Annotated in this window: 22 protein-coding genes; 7 read left to right on the top strand and 15 right to left on the bottom strand. The window is 45.8% G+C overall.

What is annotated here, in order from left to right; genetic code table 11:
• Positions 1 to 8: 8 nt before the first annotated feature.
• The 7 genes from sufB to FFM75_RS12080 form a co-directional block, all read right to left on the bottom strand.
• Complete coding sequence (sufB, locus tag FFM75_RS12110) at positions 9 to 1,418, bottom strand: Fe-S cluster assembly protein SufB (RefSeq protein WP_137629426.1); 1,410 nt, start codon at positions 1,416 to 1,418, stop codon at positions 9 to 11.
• The gene (gene sufU / locus FFM75_RS12105) at positions 1,402 to 1,863 is read right to left on the bottom strand and encodes a Fe-S cluster assembly sulfur transfer protein SufU (protein ID WP_137629425.1); all 462 of its coding nucleotides are present in this window, start codon (positions 1,861 to 1,863) and stop codon (positions 1,402 to 1,404) included. The genes sufB and sufU overlap by 17 nt, the downstream gene beginning before the upstream one ends.
• The gene (locus FFM75_RS12100; protein WP_137629424.1) at positions 1,860 to 3,089 is read right to left on the bottom strand and encodes an aminotransferase class V-fold PLP-dependent enzyme; all 1,230 of its coding nucleotides are present in this window, start codon (positions 3,087 to 3,089) and stop codon (positions 1,860 to 1,862) included. Before FFM75_RS12100 ends, sufU begins: the two co-directional genes overlap by 4 nt.
• Complete coding sequence (sufD, locus tag FFM75_RS12095; RefSeq protein WP_223876676.1) at positions 3,073 to 4,356, bottom strand: Fe-S cluster assembly protein SufD; 1,284 nt, start codon at positions 4,354 to 4,356, stop codon at positions 3,073 to 3,075. Before sufD ends, FFM75_RS12100 begins: the two co-directional genes overlap by 17 nt.
• Positions 4,357 to 4,370: 14 nt before the next feature.
• Positions 4,371 to 5,165 (bottom strand): Fe-S cluster assembly ATPase SufC, encoded by a 795-nt coding sequence (gene sufC / locus FFM75_RS12090; protein WP_137629422.1) that lies wholly within the window; start codon positions 5,163 to 5,165, stop codon positions 4,371 to 4,373.
• Positions 5,166 to 5,397: 232 nt separating this feature from the next.
• Positions 5,398 to 6,186: a glycyl-radical enzyme activating protein gene (locus FFM75_RS12085; RefSeq protein ID WP_137629421.1), complete on the bottom strand. Its 789-nt coding sequence runs from the start codon at positions 6,184 to 6,186 to the stop codon at positions 5,398 to 5,400.
• Between the two features lie 12 nt (positions 6,187 to 6,198).
• On the bottom strand, positions 6,199 to 8,544 hold the full coding sequence (locus tag FFM75_RS12080) for a formate C-acetyltransferase (RefSeq protein WP_137629420.1): 2,346 nt from the start codon (positions 8,542 to 8,544) through the stop codon (positions 6,199 to 6,201).
• A 180-nt stretch (positions 8,545 to 8,724) separates the two neighbouring features.
• Here FFM75_RS12080 and FFM75_RS12075 point away from each other — a divergent pair, with 180 nt between their 5' ends.
• The 4 genes from FFM75_RS12075 to FFM75_RS12060 all read left to right on the top strand — a co-directional run bounded on the left by FFM75_RS12075 (position 8,725) and on the right by FFM75_RS12060 (position 11,665).
• Positions 8,725 to 9,489, top strand: a complete 765-nt coding sequence (locus FFM75_RS12075; RefSeq protein ID WP_137629419.1) for a DeoR/GlpR family DNA-binding transcription regulator — start codon at positions 8,725 to 8,727, stop codon at positions 9,487 to 9,489.
• 272 nt (positions 9,490 to 9,761) lie between these two features.
• Complete coding sequence (locus FFM75_RS12070) at positions 9,762 to 10,229, top strand: PTS sugar transporter subunit IIA (protein WP_137629418.1); 468 nt, start codon at positions 9,762 to 9,764, stop codon at positions 10,227 to 10,229.
• 3 nt (positions 10,230 to 10,232) lie between these two features.
• Positions 10,233 to 10,559 (top strand): PTS fructose-like transporter subunit IIB, encoded by a 327-nt coding sequence (locus FFM75_RS12065; protein WP_137629417.1) that lies wholly within the window; start codon positions 10,233 to 10,235, stop codon positions 10,557 to 10,559.
• Complete coding sequence (locus FFM75_RS12060; protein ID WP_137629416.1) at positions 10,556 to 11,665, top strand: PTS fructose transporter subunit EIIC; 1,110 nt, start codon at positions 10,556 to 10,558, stop codon at positions 11,663 to 11,665. Before FFM75_RS12065 ends, FFM75_RS12060 begins: the two co-directional genes overlap by 4 nt.
• A gap of 111 nt (positions 11,666 to 11,776) precedes the next feature.
• Here FFM75_RS12060 and FFM75_RS12055 read toward each other — a convergent pair whose 3' ends face one another.
• Positions 11,777 to 12,958: a metal-dependent hydrolase family protein gene (locus FFM75_RS12055; protein ID WP_137629415.1), complete on the bottom strand. Its 1,182-nt coding sequence runs from the start codon at positions 12,956 to 12,958 to the stop codon at positions 11,777 to 11,779.
• A gap of 212 nt (positions 12,959 to 13,170) precedes the next feature.
• On the opposite strand from FFM75_RS12055, the gene FFM75_RS12050 reads away from it, so the two are divergent.
• Positions 13,171 to 14,346, top strand: coding sequence for a hypothetical protein (locus FFM75_RS12050; RefSeq protein ID WP_137629414.1), 1,176 nt, complete (start codon positions 13,171 to 13,173; stop codon positions 14,344 to 14,346).
• 96 nt (positions 14,347 to 14,442) lie between these two features.
• Here FFM75_RS12050 and FFM75_RS12045 read toward each other — a convergent pair whose 3' ends face one another.
• The 4 genes from FFM75_RS12045 to FFM75_RS12030 all read right to left on the bottom strand — a co-directional run bounded on the left by FFM75_RS12045 (position 14,443) and on the right by FFM75_RS12030 (position 19,009).
• The gene (locus tag FFM75_RS12045) at positions 14,443 to 14,889 is read right to left on the bottom strand and encodes a hypothetical protein (RefSeq protein WP_137629413.1); all 447 of its coding nucleotides are present in this window, start codon (positions 14,887 to 14,889) and stop codon (positions 14,443 to 14,445) included.
• A 233-nt stretch (positions 14,890 to 15,122) separates the two neighbouring features.
• Positions 15,123 to 16,322: a CPBP family intramembrane glutamic endopeptidase gene (locus FFM75_RS12040; protein ID WP_137629412.1), complete on the bottom strand. Its 1,200-nt coding sequence runs from the start codon at positions 16,320 to 16,322 to the stop codon at positions 15,123 to 15,125.
• Positions 16,323 to 16,438: 116 nt separating this feature from the next.
• Positions 16,439 to 18,061 (bottom strand): ABC-F family ATP-binding cassette domain-containing protein, encoded by a 1,623-nt coding sequence (locus FFM75_RS12035; RefSeq protein WP_137629411.1) that lies wholly within the window; start codon positions 18,059 to 18,061, stop codon positions 16,439 to 16,441.
• A 120-nt stretch (positions 18,062 to 18,181) separates the two neighbouring features.
• Complete coding sequence (locus FFM75_RS12030; protein WP_137629410.1) at positions 18,182 to 19,009, bottom strand: Cof-type HAD-IIB family hydrolase; 828 nt, start codon at positions 19,007 to 19,009, stop codon at positions 18,182 to 18,184.
• A gap of 62 nt (positions 19,010 to 19,071) precedes the next feature.
• Between FFM75_RS12030 and FFM75_RS12025 the strand changes: the two genes are divergently transcribed.
• Complete coding sequence (locus FFM75_RS12025) at positions 19,072 to 19,260, top strand: hypothetical protein (protein ID WP_137629409.1); 189 nt, start codon at positions 19,072 to 19,074, stop codon at positions 19,258 to 19,260.
• Here the strand turns inward: FFM75_RS12025 and FFM75_RS12020 are convergent.
• Complete coding sequence (locus FFM75_RS12020) at positions 19,257 to 21,086, bottom strand: DUF2207 domain-containing protein (RefSeq protein ID WP_137629408.1); 1,830 nt, start codon at positions 21,084 to 21,086, stop codon at positions 19,257 to 19,259. The genes FFM75_RS12025 and FFM75_RS12020 overlap by 4 nt on opposite strands.
• A gap of 165 nt (positions 21,087 to 21,251) precedes the next feature.
• Here FFM75_RS12020 and FFM75_RS12015 point away from each other — a divergent pair, with 165 nt between their 5' ends.
• The gene (locus FFM75_RS12015; protein WP_137629407.1) at positions 21,252 to 23,756 is read left to right on the top strand and encodes an excinuclease ABC subunit UvrA; all 2,505 of its coding nucleotides are present in this window, start codon (positions 21,252 to 21,254) and stop codon (positions 23,754 to 23,756) included.
• A 140-nt stretch (positions 23,757 to 23,896) separates the two neighbouring features.
• On the opposite strand, the gene FFM75_RS12010 is transcribed toward FFM75_RS12015, so the two are convergent.
• Positions 23,897 to 25,147 (bottom strand): MFS transporter, encoded by a 1,251-nt coding sequence (locus tag FFM75_RS12010; protein WP_137629406.1) that lies wholly within the window; start codon positions 25,145 to 25,147, stop codon positions 23,897 to 23,899.
• A complete protein-coding gene (locus FFM75_RS12005) occupies positions 25,137 to 26,444 on the bottom strand; it encodes an alkaline phosphatase family protein (RefSeq protein WP_137629405.1) in 1,308 nt (435 codons plus the stop codon). The genes FFM75_RS12010 and FFM75_RS12005 overlap by 11 nt, the downstream gene beginning before the upstream one ends.
• Between the last annotated feature and the right edge of the window lie 255 nt (positions 26,445 to 26,699).

Below are 26,699 nucleotides of genomic sequence, written 5' to 3'. Positions count from 1 at the left end.
CTGTTCTCCTAACCGATGGATCCTTCCATCTCAAAACTAATCAACCGATTTAATTCCACCGCATATTCCATTGGTAGTTGCTTGGTAAATGGTTCAACGAAACCCATGATTATCATTTCAGTGGCTTTTTGTTCTGAAATCCCACGACTCATCAAATAGTATAATTGGGCTTCAGAGACTTTTGACACCTTAGCTTCATGCTCCATCGACACATTACCGTTTAGAATTTCATTATACGGAATCGTATCACTCGATGATTGATCGTCCATAATGATCGTGTCACATTCCACATGGGCAAACGAGCCGTCAGAATGGCGGCCAAAGCGCACGGTTCCGCGGTAGTCAACGGCCCCACCATCTTTGGCAATCGACTTGGAGACGATTGACGACGTCGTATTCTTGGCATTGTGAATCATCCGCACCCCATTATCTTGGTCCACATTATGACCCGCGACCGCAATCGACAGCATCGTCCCGTGCGCCCCTTGGCCATTCAGGTAAACCGATGGATACTTCATCGTAATCTTTGACCCCAGGTTACCATCGACCCATTCCATGGTGGCATTTTCGAGTGCTTGGGCCCGCTTGGTTTCCAAGCTGTACACATTATTCGACCAGTTTTGAATCGTGGTATACCGACAAGTCGCATTCGCCAAGACGTTAACTTCAACAACCGCCGCATGCAAACTATCCGAATCATAATTCGGCGCAGTACAGCCTTCGACATAATTGACGCTAGCCCCTTCATCAACAATGATCAAGGTCCGTTCAAACTGCCCGGTATTTTCTGCATTGATCCGGAAGTACGCTTGAATGGGGGTCGTCACTTTAACACCTTTTGGCGCGTAAATAAACGAGCCCCCCGACCAAACTGCTGCATTCAAAGCCGCGTATTTATTGGCTTCTGGCCGTACTAACTTACCAAACCACTTTTTAAACAACTCTGGATACTTTTGTAACGCTGTATCAGTATCGGTAAAAATAATCCCCGTCTTGTCAAAGGTCTCACGCATCCGGTGATAGACGACTTCTGATTCATATTGGGCACTGGAACCTGCTAGATATTTGCGTTCAGCTTCTGGCACCCCCAGCCGGTCAAAGGTTTCTTTGATTTTTGGCGGCACGTCTTTCCAATCACGATACTTTTTATCCGTCGCTTTTTGGAAATATTTCATATGCGCCATATCCAGCCCCGATAAATCCGGGCCGAACTTCGGCATCGGTAACTTTTGATAAATAGCATAGGCTTTCAAGCGATAATCTAACATCCATTGTGGTTCATGCTTGGCCGCTGAAATTTCGCGAACAATCGCTTCCGTCAAGCCTTCGCCCGTTGAATAAACCGGGGTCACATCATCGTGGAACCCATATTCATAATTTTGGTTATCACTAACCACTTGTTCAACTTTTTGACTCATTTGTGGGTCCTCCAATCTGTGCTAAACATTGTTCGGCCGCATGCCAAGCTAACATGGCACAACGAATCCGCGTTGGAAATTCCGCAACCGTGCCTAACACTGCTGCATCACCTAACTGTTTTTTGGCGGTTGCGGTGATCGTCTCACCCATGATCAACTGTGAAAAGTCATGTAGCAACTGTTGAGCTTGGGCTGGTGTTTGATGAATTAACACATCGGTCATCACACTCGCTGAGGCCTGAGAAATCGTACAGCCCGTTCCGCTAAACGCAATCTGTTCGATCTGATTTCGTTGCACAGCTAGTTGAACTTGAATCACATCACCGCAAGTGGGATTATTCAACGTCACCCCTGGTACATCAGCTAATTGGCCATGATGATGGGGATGTTGCGCATGGTCTAAAATCAACGTTTTGTATAAATCATTTAACTTTAATAAGCTCATCCTTGGAAGAACTCCTTTACTTCCGTCAGGGCTGCCAACAAACGGTCGACTTCAGCGGTCGTATTATAAAACATCACGCTGGCCCGCACGGTAGCACTGACTTGTAAATATTGCATCAACGGTTGCGCACAATGATGCCCTGCCCGGACTTCGACCCCGGCCATATCTAAACCAGTCGCCACGTCATGGGGATGGACGCCATTCAAATTAAACGCCACCACTGGCCCATGTAACGCGGGATCAAGTGGCCCATAAATGCTGACACCGTTAAGCGCCGTTAATCCGGTTAATAAGTGCTTGGTTAACTGTTGTTCTTGGGCTTGAATCGCTGGCCAACCAACTTGTTGCAAATAAGTGATGGCCGCACCTAAACCGATCACGCCACTAATATTAGGGGTGCCGGCTTCAAAACGTTGCGGAATCGCGGCAAACGTTGTCGTTTGCCAATCGACGTTATCGATCATTTCGCCCCCAAATTGGGCGGGCGTCAATTGCGCTAATAATGAATACTTCCCGTACAGTATCCCAATCCCAGTGGGGCCTAGCATTTTATGACCTGAAAAGGCATAAAAGTCCGCATCTAGCGCTTGTACATCAACCGGCTGATGGGCAACAGCTTGGGCACCATCAACGACGATAATCGCCCCATGTTGATGGGCGAGCGCCGCTAATTGTTGCACCGGGTTAGTGACACCTAAAACATTAGACGTTTGGACCACCGCAACTAGTTTAGTTTTATCGGTAATCAAACGTTTAGCGTCAGCTAAGTCCAATTGACCATCACTCGTCAATTGAATGTAGCGTAACTTGGCCTGCTTACGATGGGCCAATTGTTGCCACGGCACTAAATTACTGTGATGCTCCATGACCGTTAAGACGATTTCGTCACCAGCATGGATATTTTGATTGCCATACGTTTGGACAACCCAGTTTAAACTTTCCGTCGTCGAGCGGGTGAAGAAGACCTCTTCGCGCTTTTTAGCGTGGATAAACGCTGCCACTTGATCGCGAACTGCTTCATATTGATCGGTCGCCTGGGCCGCTAATGTATAGACGCCACGATGGACATTGGCATTACTTGTGGTGTAGTAATGCGTTATCGCATCGATCACGGCTTGGGGCTTTTGCGATGTCGCCGCACTATCGAGATACGTCAACGGTTCCCCGTTAACTTCGGTGGTTAAAATCGGGAAATCAGCCCGATATGGATTAGTTGGTTTGCCCATCAGTCAAGCGCCTCTCAATCACATCATTTAATTCATGTCGGAGTCGTTGCGACCGTAATTCGGTAATCACACCGGCTAAGAAGCCGCGAATCACCAAGCGTTCGGCAACTGGTTTGGGAATGCCCCGACTTAATAAGTAATACATCTGTTGTTCATCGACCCGGCCCACACTCGCTGCATGACCGGCTTCCACATCATTTTCATCAATTAATAAGATTGGATCAGCATCACCACGCGCCTTTGATGATAGCATCAATAACCGGTTTTCTTGGTCCGCTTTGGCACCGTGAGCGCCTTTGATAATGTGGCCGATGCCATTAAAGATCAACGTCGCTTCATCTAAAATAATCCCCCGCTGCACGATGTTCGCAACGGTCTGTTTACCATAGTTAGTGACGCGCGTATCCAATGCTTGGGTCTGAGCTTGGTTTGCAATCGCAATGGTTTTGACCATCGCTTCAGAGCCACGACCTTTTAATTCTGAATCAAAATCGGCAATCACGTTGCCAGCATTCATTTCGGCAAACTCCCAGTCAAGCTTGGCATCTGCGGCCAGATAGCCCCGCCGGTTCAAATACGCCGTCGTCTTGGCTGACATCGTATCGATCCCGGCAAAGTTGACTTGGCTATTGGCTTCGGCAATAACTTCGACTAACATATGCGCGGCATTGGCTTGCTCACCCACCGAAGCTAGTCGTTGAATCACATTGACTTGGCTCCCTGCCGCGGCAATCAACAAGTTGTGACTAAAGTAGTTTTGCGTCGTCCGATTATCAACCACTTGTAAAATCTCAATCGGCGCTTTGAGTTGGACATTTTTAGGCACGTACAAGAAGAACCCATTCGTCATCATGGCCGTATTCAAGGCCGTTAACTTGTCATCACCAACTTTAAGCGCTTTTTGCATCAAGTAGGTTTGTACCAAGTCCCCGTGATGAGCAATCGCTGACCGTAAATCCGATAAAATAACGCCTTGTTGCAACGCGTCCATGGGTAATGTCAATTGAATCGTACTATCGCCAACCGCATAGAACTGTTGCGTCGCAGCGGTTTTAGCCAACACCCCCGTGACTGGTTCACTACGCATTAACTGTGGCACCGTGAAGTCAAATAATGGCCAATCACGATAATTGATCTTTTCAAATTTTGGTAGCGGGAGCGTGGTGTACGCTTGCAACGCTTGTTGCCTAAGTTGTTGCAACCACGCTGGTTCTTGTTGCGCTTGGGCGTAACTTTGAATCCCCGCTAATAACGTTTTAGCATCCAAATTAGGCACCCCCATTACTCAACATCGTCATCCGTCAACGGCACATCTAGACCAAGTTCATCACGTAAGCCAGCATACCCTTCAGCTTCCAACGTGTGGGCTAATTGGGCATCCCCGGTTTTGACGATCCGGCCATCCATCATCACATGCACAAAGTCAGGCACGATATAGTTCAATAATCGTTGATAGTGGGTAATCATCAGGGTGCCAAAATCGGGACCCTTCATTGAGTTAACGCCTTTAGCGACGACTTGTAAGGCATCGATATCTAAGCCAGAATCAATTTCGTCTAAGATGGCAAACTTAGGTTGAATCATCAATAATTGCAAAATTTCATTACGTTTCTTTTCGCCACCAGAGAAGCCTTCGTTCAAGTAACGTTCCGCCATCGCATCTGACATGTTCAAAACGGCCAGTTTATCATCCAGCCGTGCTAAAAAGTCGGTCACCGCAATCGGGTCATCTTTAGACCGGCGAGCATTGATTGCCGCCCGTAAGAATTCAATGTTGGTCACACCTTTGATTTCAGCTGGATATTGCATCGCCAAGAACAAGCCAGCACGCGCCCGTTCATCAACGGTCCGTTGTACTAAATCGTCACCATCTAATAAGATTTGACCGCTAACAATATGGTAGGCTGGATTGCCCATAATCGTTTCGGATAAGGTTGATTTACCCGTCCCATTGGGGCCCATGATGGCATGGGTCTCACCAGTCTTCAAAGTTAAATTAACCCCTTTTAAGATCAGGCGTTCTTGTTCATTTTCTGTAACTGATACTTTTAAATCTTTAATGGTTAACGTTGACATTTGGTCTTCCTCATTTCTCACTAACTTGTCATCTAGGTAAGTCGAACAACGACCCGCCGTGTTTCTGAAACACGCTTGCGTCCTTAGTATACGTTATGAAACGCGTTTCAGGGCAATTGGTTGTAAACAAATTATTGTCCGAGCACCCCACTTTTTTCGTCGTTGCACTACGATCAATTTCAGACACAAAAAGGTGACGGTTGCCGTTTTACTTTCAACCATCACCACTTGATTATTCAAGACCACTAACAATGGCCGTAATTTTTTGATCGGTAAAAAACTGATGAATATCGTCGACTTCTTGTTCGGTTAAAAGCGGCGTCTCCTTCATCGTGTAATTGCGCTTTAAATACTCATATTTTTGACTGCCATATTGATGGAACGGCAAAATATGAATCTCGTTGATGCCGACTTCATGCACGTAATCGGCAATTTGCTGTAAATTTTCTGGCTTCGTCGTGTAACCAGGAATCAGCGGCACCCGGGGCGTTACTTGCGCGGTTTGGGTGGCCAAGGCGGCCTCAAAGCTGGCTTTGACTTGACCGACATCGTCACCAATTACCCGTTTGGCTAAGATTGGGTTCATGATCTTTAAATCGAACATTACATAATCAGTATACGGTAAGACCTTCTTAATCGCTTTTAGCGGCATTGCGCCCGTGGTTTCAATCGCGGTGTTGATGCCGAGCGCTTTGACTTCGCGTAACAAATTGGCCGCAAAGTCAGACTGTACTAAACATTCACCACCAGATAACGTGACCCCACCACCAGAAGTCCGGTAAAAGACCTCGTCTTTTTCAATTTCATCAAGGACCTCATCAATCGTGACCCAATGACTGATGGTTTCAGTCTTGCCATTCTTCGTCCAAGTCAGCGGGCGGACCGCACCTTGTGATTCAGGGTTACTGCACCATGGGCACCGTAACGGGCACCCTTGAAAAAACACGATCGTGCGAATGCCGGGACCATCATGAATCGAATAACGTTGAATATTAAAAATTAAGCCTTTATCAGCTGGCATTCGTCATTCCTCCTATAAGACATGTTCAGCACGCCGGATAATATCATCTTGAATGCGCTTGTTCAGATCAACGAAGAAGGCACTGTAACCAGCCACTCGAACCACCAACCCCGCATAGTTTTCTGGGTGTTGTTGCGCATCGATCAACGTCTCACGCGATTGCACGTTAAATTGCACGTGGCGAATCTTCAACTGGGTAAAAGCCATCAAGAAATCAGCAAATTTGCGAATCCCATTTGCCCCTTTTAACGTGTTCGGTGAGAACTTCACGTTTAATAAACTACCGTTGACCGCTAACGTATTATCGATTTTGCTGACCGATTTTAAGACTGCCGTAGGGCCTAAGTGGTCGCGGCCGACCATTGGTGATAACCCACCATCAGCTAATTGATCATGGGCTTTGCGGCCATCGGGAGTCGCCCCAACATCTTCACCTAATGGGATATGGGCCGAAACCGTATAAGCGCCCGCATTAAATTCACCACCGCGAATATTCTTGTATTTACCTAATTCAAGCGCATAATGACGGAAAATTTTGGCACATTCCATATCCAGTTCCGCATTATCATTGCCGTATTTATCAAAATCATGAATCAGATGTTGCCGTAAAGCCTCCCCATTATCACCGGCAAAATTGTTAGCCAAATGATCCATGAGCGTTTTAAACGTCATTTCATGATTTTCAAAAACAAGTTGTTTTACGGCATACAACGCATCTGCCAAGTTGGGTTCCCCAATCCCTTGCACCCCGGAAAAATTATACCGGGCACCACCTTCAGTGACATCTTGACCATTATCGATACAATCAGCCACTAATGCGGATAAGAATGGAATCGGTGCAAACTCCCGATGACCCAGGTCAACGATATCTGAACCCGCAGTAACGATTTTGACATAATCATCGATTTTATCTAAAATACGCTGCCGTAGACTGGCATAAGTCACGGTGACATCATCACGCAACTCATACATTGCGAGTTCCATGATGCGCATTAAGTTAAAGAGCGCAATGTCGTGCAGCCCATAAGTCTTCCCTGGAATCGTCGTTTCCACACAACCAACGACCGCATAGTCACGGGCATCATCGAGTGATACGCCATTACTTAAAAAGCCCGGGACACAGACTTCATCGTTGAACAGCATCGGAATCCCGGTTCCTAACCGAATCGTTTCACACGTTTTATTTAAAAAGCGGCGTGGAATTTGTTCATTGATACGGACCGATAAGTTCGGTTGTGGCAGTTGAATGTCCTGATAGAGGTCCAACATCTTATTGGAAAGTTCGTTCACTGAATACTGACCGTACTTGTCTAAACCACCTAACGCAACCGTATAACCCGTTGGAAAGCCGGCAAAACATTTGGCACTTTCAGCACTCCGCAATAACACCACATCGTCAGTCTTTAAGTAAAAGTCGCCTAAAACTTCCCACATAAAATCAGCCGGCACCCCATCGGCTTTAGATGCTTGATAGAACGGATACAAATACTGATCCATCCGGCCAAGTGACAATGATGAAGCATTTGATTCATATTGACCCACGATACTGGTCATCCATAAGAGTTGTAAGGCTTCATAAAATGTTTGGGGCTTTTCAGTCGTTAGCCGATGATTCATCGCGGCCATTTCAGTTAATTCTAGCCGCCGATACGTTGGTAACGTTTCATCTTCAGCCATTGTTTGGGCCAAAGCAGCATACCGGTCAAAATGGCGTTGCATCGCTTTAAAGACAATTAAAGCCGCCGCATAAAAATCATTGTCAGATGCCGCTGTTTGCTTGGCCGTTAACTTGGTCACATAGGCACCGACCCCCTGCTGCAAAATGGCCGGGAAGTCCATAATAATGTGGCCCTGCCCTTTATCCGTTTGATTCAGCTTAATGACCAAATCATCTTCTGCCGCTTTGACTTCCGGCGTGATTTTAGCATTGATAAAGTCTTTCATCGACTTACCAGACCAATAAGGTAACAACTTCTCCCGATAGTATTGGCGATCCGTAGCGGTAAATTCAAATTGATCTTGGGGACGGCTACCAATCGTATCAATTTCTTGCATGATCCAATAGGGGTCCATTTCCGGTGACAAAATCCCACTCCGCGGCCGAACGGTTCGATTCCCACAAAGCAGTTCTTCTGGTCGAATACTGATTTGAACATGATCCATAATATAAGCGGTCGCTTTCGCCCGCCGAATAATCGTTGGCTGCCCGACAGTTTGTTGATAACTGGCCGTATAAAGTTTGGCCCGTTCTAAAGAAATCTGTCGTTTTTGTTTGAATAAGTTCTGTTTCATCACGTCTAGTTTTGACGTTGGTCGCGCCGTTTCAAAGGCTGGCCGGGTCGTCGTGGTCATTGTCATCTGTAAAACCCCTCTCGTTAATCTCAAGTTCATTATATAATGTTCAAAGCTTAAATCAATGAAAAGCTTGGAAATCCAAGTAATTGATTGTTTATCGCACAGATGTGCCAAGCTTTTAATTGAATAACGTTGAATTAGCGCTATACTTAACCTAATTAATGAATAAGCGAGGTTGGCTTAATGAAAGCTACTGAGATCCAAGCCCGGCGCAACGCGATTTTGACGTTACTCAAAACTGAACATACCATGACGGTGCAACAACTCGTCCGCCAGTGCCACGTTTCAGATGAAACGATTCGCAAAGACTTACGGGTCTTGAGCCAACAAGGGCTGGTGACCAAAGAATTTGGCAAGGCCTCTTTAGTCACAGCTAGCCCACTGCCCCCCGTTGGCCAACGAACCGACCGCTTCGCTGCCGAAAAGCAGGCCTTGGCACAACGAGCGTTGCAGCTATTGCCCGTCGATCCAGTCACCATTGCGTTGGATCAAGGGAGTACGGTGGCGGCCTTGGCCCATGAACTCAATCAAATGGATAATAAAATTATTGTCACGAGCTCACTCCTGTCGCTCTTAGCGTTACGCAATACGCATAATGAACTTTATAGTACCGGTGGCAAGTACAGTCCCAGCGACATGTCATTTCAAGGCAATAGCCCGCGCGACTTATATCAACAAATCCACGTCGATTTTTGTTTTCTTGGGTCTAGTGGCATTCAGGGACGCCAAGGACTTTGTTCATCTAGTTTTGCCGATGCTGAAATGAAACGCGAAATGATTAACAATAGCGCCATTAAAGTCGCCCTTGTGGATGCATCTAAATTCACGCAGACCTCACTCGTCCAAGTCATGCCTTGGACCGCAATCGATTATGTGATCACCAATATGAATCCCCAGGCGCCGGAATTATTGGCAATTGCGGCCCAGACTAAAGTATTAACAATTTAATTAAAAAGCTTGAAATCAATTTATCTCAATTTGATTTCAAGCTTTTTAATTGCCTTCAGACGGCCTACTTTGGGCATTTTGATGCCAAAATGCACGTTTGTGCTTATCAATAGCAAACGATTACACATCCAAAGTAACGTAATCGCTTACAAAATAAGAATTTCCAGTATTTTTAGTTGGAATGCCAAGTTTTAAAAGATTGTTTTGTGGAATTAGGCCTGGTTAAAATGAATTCATAAATTAATTCAACATTTCACATGGGGGCTTAACAGATGACCAAAATTATTGATACACAACTTGTTGATTTGCAGCTTGACGTGCCAACTAAGGCTGCCGCAATCGCGGCCTTAGGCAAACGTCTGGCCGATGATGACCGTTTAAATGACTATGATGCCTACATTCAAAACGTCACCCAACGCGAAACCTTAACCACAACTGGCATCGGCTTTGGTATCGCCATTCCACATGGGAAAACCGATGCTGTTAAAACCGTTTCTGTGGCTTTCGGTAAACTCGCCCAACCGATCGACTGGGAGTCGCTGGATGGCGAACCCGTAACGATGATCTTTCAACTGGCCGTACCTGAAAGTAGTAAAGGTGACGAACACCTGCGACTAATTTCAGCACTGTCACGCAACCTCATTCACGCTGAGTTTCGTGAGCAGCTCCTGCAAGCTGGCTCAGCACAGGCTGTTATTGATTTAATTGGACAATCACTAAACGCAACTTTGGAGGGATAACTTATGAAAATTGTTGGTGTAACTGCGTGCCCATCAGGTGTCGCACATACTTATATGGCTGCTGAAAGTTTACAAGTCGCCGCTAAAGATTTAGGTGCGGAATGTCACGTTGAGACGCAAGGCCAAATCGGCATTGAAAACACATTAGATGCTGCAACGATCCAAGCTGCCGATGTCGTAATCCTAACCAATGACATTGGCATTAAGAACGAAGAACGCTTCCGGGGCAAACCGGTCTTACGGGTTGGTTCCGGTGATTTGATTAAAAAGTCGGCCATTATTGTCAAGAAACTAGCCGCTAAGTTCGATGGTGGAGGTGTGACGGCATGAGCGAATTTGCAACACTCATGAAAGATACCCGGAAACATTTAATGACTGGGGTTTCTTACATGATTCCATTCGTCGTTGCTGGTGGGGTTTTATTGGCCTTAAGCGTGCTATTTTCCGGCCATTCTGCCGTGCCATCAACTGGTAGCTTAGCTGGATTGGCGAAGATTGGGAGTGCTGGTCTAAGCTTAATGGTGCCAATTCTGTCCGGCTACATCGCTTTTTCAATGGCTGATCGCCCTGGTTTAGCACCTGGTATTATTAGTGGCCTACTGGCAACTCAAATCGGGGCTGGCTTTATTGGTGGGATTATCTCTGGACTGGTTGCTGGTATCGTCGTGTTCTACTTAAAGAAAATTAAAGTGACCAAGAGTTTGCAATCAGTCATGCCAATTTTCGTGATTCCTTTAGTTGGCACTTTAATTGTCGGTGCCCTGATGGTTTGGGTCATTGGCGAACCGATTGCGCTTTTTATGAAATTTTTAAGCACTTGGCTCAGCAGTATGGGAACTGGCAACGTTGTTATTTTAGGCCTGATTCTGGGTGCCATGATTGGCTTTGACATGGGTGGTCCAGTTAACAAAGTGGCCTTTAGTTTTGGTGCCGCAATGGTTGGCACTATCGATAAAGCAACTGGCTTACCAAGTCACGCCGCAATGTTGATTATGGCTGGTATTGGGGTTGCCATTTGTATCCCACCACTCAGTATGGGCTTAGCAACCTTGATTGCCCCGAAGAAATTCAGTGCCGAAGAACGTGATTCTGGCAAAGCCGCCATTATCATGGGGGCCGTTGGCATTACTGAAGGTGCCATTCCTTTTGCCGCTTCCGATCCCTTACGCGTTATCCCAAGTAATGTTATTGGCGCTGCCATTGGTTCTTGCATGGCAATGTTTTTAGGCGCCGGTAATCCTGCCCCTTGGGGTGGTTGGATCGTCGCCTTTGTGGCCCAAAAGCCATTGATTTATATGCTCTCATCATTCGTTGGGATTCTCGTTACGACAACTTTAGTGGTACTGTTAAAGAAACCTGTTGAAACCGATAAGATTGAAACCACATCCGCTGAAGATGATGATTTTGATATCGATAATCTGGAAATCATGAAATAATGCCACATTATCAAAAAACGTCGCCAACCAAACCAGCCTTAAGTGCTGATTCGATTGGCGACGTTTTTGTCGTATTTATCGTTTTGTCCGTGCTAACAACCTAAAGTGCCTTTAATAAACCTGAACGCCATGTTGATAAACTTGCTTGTCGGCTTGTTGGACCGCTTTAACATCGGCTAATGGATTATCATCCAAAACTAAGAAATCCGCATACTTATCAGCTTCCAACGTGCCATAGTCATCAGCAACTTGCATTAAGGTGGCTGAATTAAGATTCGTCTGCAGGGCTTCAAATGGGGTTGCCCCTTGTTCAACCATTAATTGTAATTCAACGGGTGTCATGGTGAAGTCATTAAATGGCGTCCCCGCATCGGTCCCTAAGGTGATTTTCACCCCGCGTTGCCAAGCATGCATGATATTGGCATATAAATCATCCAACGCATCCGCAGCCTTTTTAATTTCCCAATCTGGAATTTTACCATCGCCATATTCTGGAATCGCCCAATCCGCGACAAAAGTTGGGGTTAAATAGGTGCCTTGTTTCAACATCAAATCAATTTCTTTATCATTGACATAAAACCCATGTTCAATCGAATCAACGCCAGCTTTAATCGCATTGTAAATCCCCGGATTACCTTCCGCATGCGCCGCAATAATTAACCCTTTATGGTGGGTTTCATCAACGGCAACTTGCATTTCAGGAACAGTTAATTGTGGATCATCCATAAAGTCCCCCGGTGTCATAACGCCACCAGTTGCCATCATCTTAACGGCCTTAGTTCCTTTCTTTAAGCCAGTCCGCACAGCTTTGCGCATTTCATCGGGCGAATCAACTAAATGACCAAAGTTCGGAAAGTCCCCATGACCACCTGTCATCGAATATGGTCGTCCTGAAGGTAAGATATGTGGGACTTTAGTTAACACCCCTTTAGCCCGTAACGCTTCTAACGTAATATCAATATCAAAAGAGCTCCCACATTCACGAATATATGTAACACCTGATTGCAATAAGTCATGTAAATTATGTACTGCACGAACAGTGGCGGTGACGACATCAGCACCCGTCCCACCATCACCAGCGTTGGGATCCATCGTAATATGCGTATGCGCGTTAATTAACCCTGGCATCACATATTTGCCACCCAAATCAACTTGGTGATCAGTTTTAGGCGCTTGCCCCGTACCGACTTGTTGTAATTTTCCCGTTTCATCGGTGACAAACCAAGCATCACCTTGCACTTGATCATGTTTCCCATCGAACAGTTGAAAATTACTGAAAGTTGTTTGACTCATCGAATCACTCCAATTATTAGAATATGATTAGATTAGTTCAAATCAGTACTTTCGTCAATTCTCCTAATGAATTGTTTATTTTCTTAAGCTATTACCCCCTGGTTAGGTGGTTTGAACTGACCTTTTAGTTAATTAATTAAAATTGACTAAGAAACAAATGAGAGATAGACTAGCAATTGACCTTTTAAAAATTAAATATTTGGAGTGATTAGATGGCTTATATTATTGCTTTTTTCACGGTCATGGTTTTCATGTTACTTGGTGAATGGGTCTCGTCATTGACGCATGCTTACATTCCCTCGGTCTTCATTACCGCCATTCTCTTTATGGTTGGCTTTTGGACCGTGTTACCGAAGAACATCGCCTTGCAAGCTTCCTATGGGACACAGTTCAGCTCGATTTGTGTGACCCTGCTACTTGTTCATCTAGGGACCCTCATGAGTCTCAAAGAACTCCTAGCCCAGTGGAAAGCAGTTTGTATTGCACTACTTGGGGTCTTAGGCACGCTAGCCCTGACCTTGTCAGTCGGCACCATGATCTTCAACTGGCAAACAGTTGTTGCAGCGGTTCCACCATTGACCGGTGGCTTAGTTTCTGCCTTATTGATGACTAGCGGGTTAAAAGCCCAAGGCGTCACAACCTTGGTGGCGCTACCCGTATCAATGTTTGTGATTCACTCAGTGGTTGGGTATCCGTTGACCGCTGTTTTACTTAAAAAAGAAGGTCGCCGACTTAAACACGAGTTCAACACAAATGGCGCCAAAGTCACCACGACTAAAGCTGCCACGACAGCAGCACCAGCAACACAATATCCTTTACATATGCCTGAAAAGTTTCAAACGCCCGCTTTTATTATGGCGCGGGTCGCCTTAATCGGCTTACTTAGTAATTGGGTCGCCAGTCTAATGAATGGTGCCATTAATGCCAACGTGATTTGCTTGATCTTCGGGGTCATTGCCCATCAAGTTGGTTTCTTGGAAGATAATGCCTTAACCAAAGCCGGTGTCTTTCATTGGTTGATGTACGGGCTACTCGCTTACGTCTTCTCACAATTGAGTGTCACAACGCCTAGTCTGATGGGCACAATCATCGTTCAAATCATCGTTTTGATTGCGCTTGGGTTGATTGGGATGTTCTTAGCCTCATGGTTACTTGCAAAACCATTTGGGATGACTTGGTACATGGCTTATTCTTGTTCCTTAACCGCACTCTTCGGTTTTCCTGCCGACTTCATTTTGACTAACGAAGTAGCCTCACAAGTCGCTGACAACGACGGTCAAAAACAATACTTACTCGATCACATGATGCCGAAGATGTTAGTTGGGGGCTTTGCCACCGTTTCGGTCGCATCCGTGATTATCGCGTCCATTTTCTTGAAATTAATTTAACTTAATCTACTATTTATCAAGCACCTGGCACATATCGCCAGATGCTTTTTTGCACAAAAAAAGCCGCCACCCTGACGTGACGACCTTTGAATCAATTTACTTTACCACAATATCGTAGTGGTTGCCGTATGTGCCCCGGTCATGAACTTTACCCATCCCGAGTGGTGTTTTGATCTTCGTTCCAAACTTTTTGTTGTTGGCCAAGATCAAGTAACCATCCTTGTCATAACCGTTCAACGTATAAGTCCCATCAGAGGTAAAACGACCCATCCCATAGATGTTAGAACCGTTTGGCGAATAATATGTATAAACCCGATTGTGCCAGTTAACTCGGCCTTGCATTTTAAAAACTGACTTAGTCATGACGGCGTTTTTAGACACATTAGCTTTAAATAATTGTTTCGAAGACTTCTTAGTGGTGCTCGTTGTCGTCGCAGCAGCAGCCGTATCAGTATGATTCAAATCTGTAATCAGTGAAGACAGGCCAAACGTTAAAACAGTTGCGGCAGCAATGATCAGAATTAGATGTCTCAGTTTTTTCATCGGTTGTTTTCCCCTTTATTTAAAATCCAATTAACATTCCGTTTAACTAATTGACATTAGTATAACCAGCTGGCGTTGCGACTTTGTAACATGAATGTTACAAAGCCATTACGAATTGTATAGACCGCTTAAAGTTGGTTTATTTCGACAAAAAAACGCTAGCCGTCGGTTTAAGAACCGTGCTAGCGCAACGTTTGTACATGACTATTAAGTTAACTAACAGGTTAACTTAACTAACGCAAATACCGATTGACATGGTTTTGAATCACGTGACGACGTGCACCAGTCAATAAGAAGATCGTGATACAACCAAAAATCAAAACCAAAAGCCCCATGCTTTCCCATTCAAACAAGTCTGGACGCGCCATGGTTTCAGTCCCCGACGCCATCATACTCAAACTATCTGTCAACGTATGAATCGCAATCGGGACTAAAAAGCTCCCCGTATATAAATAACTCGTTGCTAAAAAGCCACCTAAAGATGCCGCAAAGACCATTTGCTCCAGTGTCGCTGAGACTGCTTGACCGGCGATAATATTCGAGACATGCCACAAGCCAAACAATAAGCTGCTTAGCCCCACTGCCCAATCGATTTGATACCGATGATGTTTAAAATAGCCTAATAATAACGCTAAAATACCAAAGCGATACAACCATTCTTCCGCAATCCCCGGTTCAAGACCACTTAAGAACATCTTCACGGTCGGCGAGCGTAAACTGAATTGATACTTGGTAAATAACGTCGCCAAGTTCGTCCCGGCGCCAAACGCATTCCAAATCACAAAAGCTATGGCTAATACCGCAATCAGCGTTAAGACCGGCCAACTAGCCTCACGATTTAACCGCCATGTTGGCCAACGGTAACCCCATGCTTGCATGACAACGCCTAACATCAAGACGAAGGCCACTGCGCCAAGGACGCCACTATCGCCAACCATTTTAAAACTCGCTGGCATTGTCAATGTTGGCATGATGATGAACATCGAATGGGCCGCCACCACGCCACTAAAGACAACTGAGATCAATAATAAAATACGCCCGATTAGATTTTGAATTGGTCCTAATAACACGTAACCCACCGGAATCCACATAATGATTAAATACGCAAACGCCATGGCCACGACACCTTGTTCATTAAGTCCGAAATAAGTCACCATCATTAACGCCACATTGGCTAATAGTAATGGCAGGAACGTCATTTGAATAATTACTTGAAAGTAGTGATTGAAGCGTCGAAACCGCGGCCATTCATCCGCCGCCATTTTGCGTTCATAAACGGGTAAAATTGCCCCTAAGCCCCATAGCAACAGGATTGGTCCCAAGAGACTACTCCCTTCACCAATCAACAATAATCGCACTAATATTGCCCCAAACAAAATGGCCAACTGAACGAGGTACCATCGTCGCAACTGTTGGTCAACATAAGTCTGCATACCAAAAATCCCCCAATCTGGTGATAGGTTAATCATACCAGATTGCGGGATTCGGTGGTGCGGATTGTTTAAGTTAGCTTGCGCAGTGCTCGGTTAATCACCGTCACGCGCACACTTTAATATAAATCTTGTACTCGACCTTGCGTCGCTTCATGAGCCAAGTATTCGTCATACGTTGTGTCGCCACGATCAACCACACCTTTAGCACTGACTTCAACGATATGGTTGGCAATCGTTTGAATGAATTCGTGGTCATGCGACGTGAAAATCATCGCCCCTTTGAAATCAATCAAGCTATCGTTTAAAGCCGTAATTGATTCCAAATCCAAGTGGTTCGTTGGGTCATCTAGCAACAAGACGTTGGCTTTACTCAACATCATCTTCGATAACATCCCACGAACTTTTTCGCCCCCGGATAAGACATTGATCTTACGTTGAACATCTTCACCAGAGAACAACATCTTCCCTAAGAAGCCTCGTAAGAAGGTATTGTCACTTTCTTCTTTAGGCGCATATTGGCGTAACCAATCGATAATCGTTAAGCTATCATCGGTAAATTCATCGTTGATATCTCTTGGCAAATACGTCCGTGACGTGGTTTGACCCCAAGTTACTGTACCAGAATCTGGTGCCAAAGCCCCAGCAATAATTTGCATCAACGTGGTGGTTGCCAAGTCACTACGGCTAATTAACGCCGTCTTTTCATTAGGACGTAACGTGAAGCTGATATTATCTAAAATCTTCACGCCATCGATCGTCTTGGATACATTTTCTACCCGAACCAAATCATTCCCGATTTCACGTTCTGGCGTAAACTTAATGAATGGGTATTTCCGTGAAGATGGCTTGATATCATCCAACGTGATTTTTTCCAATTGTTTCTTACGTGAAGTTGCTTGCTTAGACTTCGAGGCATTGGCACTAAACCGCGCCACGAATTCTTGTAATTCTTTGATCTGTTCGGTCTTTTTGGCATTCGCATTTGCTTGCAACTTAGCCGCTAATTGACTCGATTCCATCCAGAAGTCGTAGTTCCCAACAAATAACGTGATCTTACCAAAATCCACGTCACACATATGGGTACAGACTTGATTCAAGAAATGCCGGTCATGGGAAACCACAATGACGGTCTTATCATAGTCAGCTAAGAAGTTTTCTAACCAGCTGATCGATTGGACATCCAACCCGTTGGTCGGTTCATCCAATAACAAGACATCCGGATTGCCAAATAAGGCTTGGCCTAATAAGACTTTAACTTTTTGTGGTTCCGTTAATTCGCTCATCTTTTGATGTTGCATCGATTCATCGATACCCAAAGCTTGTAACATTTGGTCCGCTTCAGATTCAGCGTTCCAACCGTCCATTTCTGCGAATTCGCCTTCTAATTCAGCCGCCCGAATCCCATCTTCATCACTAAAGTCTGGTTTAGCATATAACGCATCTTTTTCTTGCATAATGCTATACAACTTTTGATGACCTTGAATCACCGTTGCCAAAACTTCTTCATCTTCAAAGGCAAAGTGGTTTTGGTTCAAGCTAGACATCCGTTCGTTTGGCCCCATCGACACATTCCCGGTCGTCGGTTGGAGTTTACCTTCCAAAATCTTTAAAAACGTTGATTTACCAGCCCCATTAGCGCCAATCACACCGTAACAGTTACCCGGCGTAAATTTCAAGTTAACGTCGTCATAAAGCTTGCGCGTTGAGAACTGCATACTGACATTACTTACAGTTAGCATTTAAATCCCTCATCTTTCCACTAAAAAAGCCAACTGACCCACTCGGTCGGTTGACCATCCGATTTTTCATCCTAGATGCAGTTTAGCATGCTTGAATCCCTTTTGGCAACTAAAGCACGGTTAATTTTCTGAAAAGACTAAAGCGCTTTTCAAGTTAGGCAAAATTTGCCGTTCCAAATACGTCAGTACCCCGTTTTGATCATTACTAGCCGTTAACGCATTGGCCGCCGCTTGAATCGTAAGCGGCGCATTCGCCATGGCGACACCAGTCCGAACTTGATGCAACATCGTTAAATCATTATCCCCGGCACCAAAAGCCACCATCTCGTGCGCCATGATTCCTAACCGCTTGCCTAATATATGTAAAGCCTTGCCCTTATCACGACCTGGTTGCAGTAAGTCGATCCGACCAGCACCGTTGATGACTGGCATCGCCACGCCGGCTAACTTTGGCGTTAATTCATAAGCCAATTGCGCCGTCATCGTTGGCGCACAGGCCACTTCAATCTTAACGACCGCCTCACGAATCAAACTTAAATCATGGACGGTCCGTACGTTACCGTAATAATGTTGTATGCGGGCAACAAAACTTGGCGTTGCTGTTTTTGACAAGTACACCACTTGCGACCCACAAACCGCAAGCTGTACTTCTGGATAAGCAGCCAACACTTTAAAAAGTTGGTTAACCGCTGGCCGCTTAAAGGTCGTCGCTAACACTTGGGTGCTTGGTTGCATGAGTTCCGCACCGTTACCGCCAATCAGCCACAAATTCGGATACGCCCGAAAATGCGTTGCCATTTCGGTAGCCTGCCGACCACTCGCCATTACGAGTTGAACCCCTAAGCCTTGCAATTGATTATAAAGTTGCGTAAATCGACGTTGATCATAGGTCCCTTGGCTATTCAAGAAGGTCCCATCCAAATCAGTTGCGATTAATTTCACTGTCATGGCCATCATCCATTCGTATAAAATTATGTAAGCGTTTTCTTCAGCTACTAGCTTACCGGTAAATGGGATTGAGTGCAAGCGGTTGCTTAAAAATAATTGGGCCTAAAACAGCGAGTCATCTCAAAAACGACCAAACGACCAGTGCTGGTAAAGCTTGGCCCAGCACTGGTCGTTTGGTCGTTGAGATTACGATTGTCTTAATTGGTACTGGTAACTGTATCAAACTAGGATTAGTGACAAACTTTTTTTAAAACGCGCCGCCACCGGAGCCACCACCAAAACCGCCAGAGCTGCCACCAGAAAAGCCCCCGGAATTGCCGCCAGCTGAACTGGCACCGCTCGATGCACTTAAGGCACCAGATAAACTATCCCCAATCACACCGGACAGATCAAACGTCCCCCCATCACCATAAAAGATTGGGTAATAAATCAACATGCCGTCAGCTAAAGCTGCCGAACCAAAGTCAACTTGTAACTTAGCCGCCACGCGTTGCGCCAGCCCAAATGCCGTCGCATACGGCAAGATTTGTTCCCATAAAATCAAATCGCCGATTTCAGCGGTATTAAAATGACCGATATCTTTCAACATTTGCCGAAAACCGGTAATTTCACCGACTAGAACTAAACCGGCATCTGTATTAATAATAAGTCGTTTACGTTGCATGATTGCCACGATCCAAAACCCGAGGGTGATTAGGCTTGTGACCACGCCACTAGCCAAGGCCATCACTGGGCTAATCAACCCGCCGGCCACCGTGACGATGGCACTAAATACTGTGATCAACACTGCAAAAACCAACCACCGACTGCGCAACGTATAGTTGGCCAAATCTTGATAAGTTGCGACTTGGCGGTCAACTTCATGTTGCCAAGTTTCAAACCATTGATTGAGACGACCTTTTTTATCACGCTTACCAAACTGTTTAAGTTGTTTGAACGTTAGCGTGTCGGTCGTCGTGACTTGGTCAAAACAAGTCGCTAAAAATGAATTCGTCAGTGGCTTTAATTTCGTTAAGACCACATCTGGGTGACGTTTACCAGGAACGGTTTCCAGCTTGATTTCTTTGGCGGCCGCTGCCCGTAAGATTTCAGCCGACAAGGCCTGCGTATCTGGCAAGCGCGTTCGCCATAGCGACTGCGCCACTGCTGGCGCCACCGTTGGTACCTCAAAGTAATGCTTAATTGGCAACGGGCGTTGATGAGGATTCGCTGGATGCCGCCGTAACCACCAATAAATGACCAGCAAAGTCCCGACTAATAACGCCACGGTAACCCCATAAATCACACGTTTAGTTCGCGCATATTGCTGGCGTTTGGCATTCGCTTGCTTGGCTAATGCCGCTTCTTGTTTTTGGACAGCCGCTTTCCGCTTTTTAGTGCTCGTACGTTGATTGGTCGCTGTTACACTAGTCGGAAATAACAAGTGACTTTCCACAAACTGATTCGCTGGATTAGACGCAACGGTCATCACGACCTTACCCGCTTGGCGATCGACTTTGGTTTGACCACTCAATGGCCCGTGCGTCCAGGCTTGCAATGCCTTAATGTGTTTCGCTGGTAATTGAATCGTCAAGCGCACATCATCGAGATCAACATCCCAACCGGTCCCAATCAGTTTCCAATTCAATTCAGCCGTGTCCGCATAATTCGTGACGACCCCACGTAAGTCATATCGATACGTCACTTGCAGGCGATCGATATCACTAACCGCCCGATAGAGTTTAATTCGAAAACGGTCTTGATTTTGCGTCAATTGATACGTATTATTTGCACCACTAGTCGCTGCCGTCGCCGTTTTAACTGCGCCCTGATTAATCCGACTCGTCACTTGTTTAACGGTCGCCCCTTGCAAGCCCCGCAAATCTTGCACATTAAACACCCCGTGATAGTCTTCATCAAACTCATACGTCATCGTCTGCGTCACAACGGCGTTGCCATCTTTTTGGATCGTGACGTGCATCCGATAATGATCGATACTGTAATCAGCCTGGGCCGTCACTGGTTGGCTCACAACGACCACCAACCAGCCACCAATGATGCTCAGCATAAGTAGCCAATACCATTTTATTTTTTGCATCTGATTCCCCCCACTTTCCCGAGTTGTTATTGTCAGTGTAGCATATCTTGCCCCTGAAACCAGTAGTTACAACAAGACCCTTTCAATGTGCAAACACCCTTGATTGTTGTAGCATAGAAACTGTAATTAGAACAATGACTGTTCAACTTGAAAGGAGTCTTCTTCGTGGTAACTAACACCCTGCCAACCCATATTAAAGTTCGGGGCGCACATGTTAATAATTTAAAAAATATGGATGTCGATATTCCATTAAACAAATTCGTCGCCATCACTGGCCGTAGTGGATCCGGTAAGTCCTCCCTTGCCATGGGCGTCTTATATGCGGAAGGGGCGCGGCGATACTTAAACGCGCTCTCAACGTTTACACGCCGGCGCATCAACCAAGTCGGTAAAGCCGCCGTCGATGACGTCCAGTACTTACCTTCAGCGTTAGCATTGCGGCAGCGACCACAAGTGCCGGGCGTCCGCTCAACTGTGGGGACGATGTCAGAAAGTTTAAACATCTTACGCCTCGTCTTTTCACGGCTCGGATCACCCGTGTGTCCAAATGGGCATCGACTCACACCAACATTAGCCATTGCCGAAAATATGGGCCACTTGACTTGTCCCGTTTGTGGCAGTCATTTTACGGCCTATGGCGCTGAAGACTTTGCCTTTAATTCTAACGGGGCTTGTCCGACCTGTGGCGGCTTAGGTGAGGTGCGCCAAATCGACCCTAGTCTGCTCATCGCCGACCCCACACAAACGATTCAAGAAGGCGCAGTTGCATCATGGCACCTACCTGGTCGTAACTTTATGCCAATCGTGGCTAACGCCATTGGCATTCCGGTTGACATCCCGTATCAAGATTTAAGTGCCGCTGATCAGGAAAAAGTCTTGCACGGTCCTAAACAAACGGTCGCGATCAATATTCCTAGTGCTAAAGGCAAAATTTTCCATATGGATAACGCCGTTTACGAGAATGCCTTTGCGGCAGTTGAAGACAGTATGGCCACGACGAAAAACGAGCGGGCCATCAAACGCTTGAATCGCTTTTATACTTTTGATACTTGCCCAGATTGTCACGGCTCACGTTTTAATCCTAAATTACTGACACAATTATTGCATGACCAAAACATTGCGACGGTCAGTGCCATGACTGTCGCTGACTTGCACCAATTCGCTAATACTATCGTTGATTGGCTCCCAACTGACATGCATGACCTCGGACAATCATTGATCGACGAACTGCTATTAAGTTTAAAGCCCATGGAAGATCTGGGGCTTGACTACTTAACCTTAAATCGTCCCGGCGCCACCTTATCCACTGGTGAACTACAACGGATTCAGTTGGGCCGAACTTTACGTAGTGCCACCACTGGTGTCTTGTACGTCTTAGATGAACCTTCTGTCGGGTTGCATCCAGCTAATGTCCATGGCTTGATCAAAGCCTTTCGGGCACTCGTTGCCCAAGGTAATTCTGTGGTCGTGGTCGATCATGACACCAGTATTATCGCCGCCGCTGATGACGTCATCGAGATTGGCCCTAGTGCCGGCAAAGGTGGCGGTCGTATCGTGGACCAAGGGACGGTCGACCATATTCGCCAGCAACCAACGTCACTGATCGCCCCATTTCTAAACGGGACCGCGACGTTGCGCGAACGCCCCGTTTTAGCGGCTAACGATCTCTGGCAAAAAGGCAGCTTAGATATTGAAGTCGCCCATCGCTTCAATATTCAAGATATCACGGCTCATATCCCTAAAAACCGGCTGACGACCATTACCGGGATGAGTGGCGCTGGTAAGACCACGTTGATTTTGGATAGTTTGATCCCAGCCTTGAACGCGACCGCCAAAAAGCAGCCACTACCGTCACATGTTAAAAGCTTTCATAATAATCATATTCGCCACGTCGTCGAGGTTGACTCCGTACCAGTTGGCAAAAACGTCCGGTCAACCGTCGCGACTTACACGACCATTTTAGATAACTTGCGTCGTTTATTTGCCGCTACACCAGCTGCCAAAGCTAAGGGTTGGACTGCCAGTCAGTTTTCTTACAACGTCGCTGCTGGGGCTTGTCCAATGTGTGGCGGGACCGGTCAAATTTCACTAGACGTCCAATATTTACCAGATATTACTGAAGTCTGTCCGCAATGCCACGGCCAACGCTACAATCGTGACGTCTTAACCGTAACTTGGCACAATAAGACTATCGCCGAAATTTTGGCCCTGTCTGTTGATGAAGCGTTGTCGTTCTTTAAAGGCGAAACTAGCATTGAGAACACCTTGCGAATTCTCCAAGCAATGGGCTTAGGTTACTTGTTGTTAGGTGAAAGCACCCCAGCACTGTCTGGTGGTGAGGCCCAGCGGTTAAAGCTGACATCACGCATCGGTAAACGTCAGACTGGCACCCTGTTCGTCTTTGATGAACCTTCCGTTGGCCTACATCCACTCGATATTCAACAGTTGGTTAAAGTTTTCGATCAGTTGATCCAACAAGGCGCAACCGTTATCGCCATTGAACACGACCTCGATGTGATCGCCAACGCTGATTACATCATTGATATGGGCCCGGCTGGTGGTATCAACGGTGGCCATATCGTCGCCACTGGGACACCTACTGAAGTTAGTGAAAATCCAGCTAGTGTTACTGGTCAATATTTACAGCAACATCTAGCTTTGTTTGCTTAAGCCTTAATTCAAGAAAATCTGACTAAAACAAACCCGCCGTAACGTGAAATTTTGACATTTCATGTTACGGCGGGCTTTTAATTTACGATTGAAGCTAACGTTACGCTGGTCGCTTACCAAAACCGGCAAGAACCACCAATCTAGTCAACCTGTTGCTGACCTAATCGGGGCAAGGCTAAGAAAATCAACAAGCCAATTAAGAACAGAATGCTTAATGAAGCTGCCCCAATCGTCGACTTGCCCGTCATTTGTGTGACGACCCCCACTAATACGGGACCCATGACGGCCGAGAATTTGCCTAAAATATTGTAAAAGCCGAAAAATTCACTCCCGGTTTGTTTAGGAATCAAACGCCCAAAATAGGACCGGCTCAAGGCTTGAATGCCACCTTGGCTCGTCCCAACTAAGACCGCCAGAATCCAAAAATCAATCGTTGAATTTAAACGTAAGGCATACAAACAAATCCCTAAATAAATCACAATCCCGATTAAAATCCCCGTCCGGGTTGACGTCTTATTTGCCAGCCAACCATACAATAATGAAAATGGAAAGGCCACAAGTTGAACGACCAACAGCACGATCATCAAGGTCGTGGTTGTAATGCCCATGTCCATTCCAATCGACGTTGCCATCGTAAAGATCGTATCAACACCATCAATATAAAAGAAGTAAGCCACTAAAAACCAGGCCGCGGCACGATATTTGCGGATATGTTTCAACGTTTGCCAAACCCGTTTAAAACTGTCGGTCACTGGATGGGCCGTTGGTTTTAACGCATATACTTGATGAACATTCTTTAAAATCGGAATATAAAAAATAATCCACCAGGCCGCGGCCAACACAAAGCTCCACCGGGCCACACCATAACTGGATAACTGGCCAAAGCCACTCGTTAATTGTAAGACTAAGAAAAGGATAAACGCTAACACGCCCCCTAGATAGCCAAAACCATACCCATATGACGACAATCGATCCATCTGCTTATCAGGCGCCACATCAGTCAAAAAACTATCGTAAAACAAATTACCACCGGAGTACCCGATAATCGATAAGATATAAATTCCGAGTAACCAGCGCCAGGCCGTGGTTGGCGCTAAGCTTAGCCCAAGCGTCATGATCATACCGACAATTGAAAACAGATTCAACAGCCGCTTTTTAGCTTGTGGATAATCTGCTAACGCCCCTAAAACGGGCGCTAAGATTGAGACTAATAACGTCCCGATACTATTGGCATAGCCCCAATAAGCGGTCGCATTGGCTGGGGTCACCCCATTACCTTGCGCGATTGCCTTAAAGTAAACCGGCAAGACCGCCGTGGTCACAATAATGCCGTAGCCGGAGTTGGCCCAATCATAAAAGATCCAGCTCCACTGCTGCTTGTTAAACTTCATCAACTGCCTCCTTAAACACGCCATCTAAACAATGTCCCGCTAACGGCTCTGGAAACGATAGACCTAATAAGCGCGCAAAGGTTGGGGCCTCATCGACCAAGTTGGCCCGTTCGATTCGGGCACCGGGCTTGATTGCGGGGCCATTGAAAACTAACGTCGTTTGATAATCTGGTTTAGTTGGATCATAGCCGTGAACCCCATGATACCGGTCAGGTTGACCAAGCGTATCGGGATGCACCGGTTCAACGACTAATGGCCGCCGACTTTCATCAGTAAAGTAATAGCCAGCTTTAGCTTCAACCATCAACGCACATGCTGGGTCAGCCCCCCGTTTAGCCGCAGCTTCACCCGTAATCACGGTTTCAACCCCGTCAACTTGGGCAATCAAGGCTTGCAATTCAGCTAACTCATCAAAGCCACGGGTATAAATGTAAGTTGCGCCATCGGCCGTTTTGGCCATGACCGTCCAATCATCTTCAAACGTTTGATCTGGGCGTGGCGTCAACCAGCCTTTTTGCGCAAATAACGTGTTTAAGTGAATCATATGGTCAACGTTGATTTGATAATGGTCGCCTAAGATGACGAAATTCGTATCCGCAAAGGTTCCCGCAACTTTGGTTGCCTGAATCAACTGCCCGACGTGCTGATCTAGTCGTTTCAAGCCTGCCATCGCTTCTTTAGACCGTACCCCGTACCGATGACGCATACTATCCATATCGACTAAATGAATCATGGTTAAGTTAGGCTTTTGATTGGTCAACGTATCCACCGCACAAGCGGTAATAAATTCATCTAATTGTGGCTGATGGATCCCGTTACGCAAGTGACCATATTTGTGGTTCATTTTGAGTAAGAATAATGGCGAACTAGCCTTTAATGACACCATAACTTGGTTCGTCCAAATTCGGTTGGGGAAAATTTCCGCCAAATTATATGTAATCTTACTGCCCGCCGTAACCGGCCATAAAAAGGCCGCCGTGGTTAACTTTTGTTGGCGTGCTAGGTCGTATAACGTTGGCACTTTGACATCTTTTTGATACCAAAACCAGTCTGGTGACCGGCGTTTAGGTTGTAACTTCGTATTATTCACAATGCCATGTACCTTGGGATATTGTCCCGTAATAATCGTGGTATGTGACGGATACGTTAAAGTCGGATAAATCCCGGTTACCGACTTGACCCAGGCCCCACCAGTCATCAATTGATTTAAGACTGGCAACGAACGTTGATGCTCCCGTAAATCCCGGAACCCTAAGGCATCTAATGAAATGATGACTAAGTGTTGATTGGTCGCCATTTGGAATCACTCCTTCTTTTTTGCTTCATTAAAATAACATAAACTACATGGCTTAAATTATACCGCAGAATTTAAGCAAAATGTCGGGTTGCTATCAAAAAAGTGACTAACTGCTCACTAAAAAAGTAAAAAAGGGTTGGGACAAAAGTCTTCAATTGTTGACGACCAACAGATTAACGTGTTTCCGGGATATCATCGTTTAATGACACTTATTATTTAAACAACACGACTAAGAAGCCGTCACTAACAATAGCG

The organism is Lactiplantibacillus daowaiensis (assembly GCF_005405085.1).
GTDB classification, from domain to species: Bacteria; Bacillota; Bacilli; order Lactobacillales; family Lactobacillaceae; genus Lactiplantibacillus; species Lactiplantibacillus daowaiensis.
The sequence above is the reverse complement of the archived record's forward strand: the minus strand, read 5'-3'. Positions and strand labels throughout refer to the sequence as shown.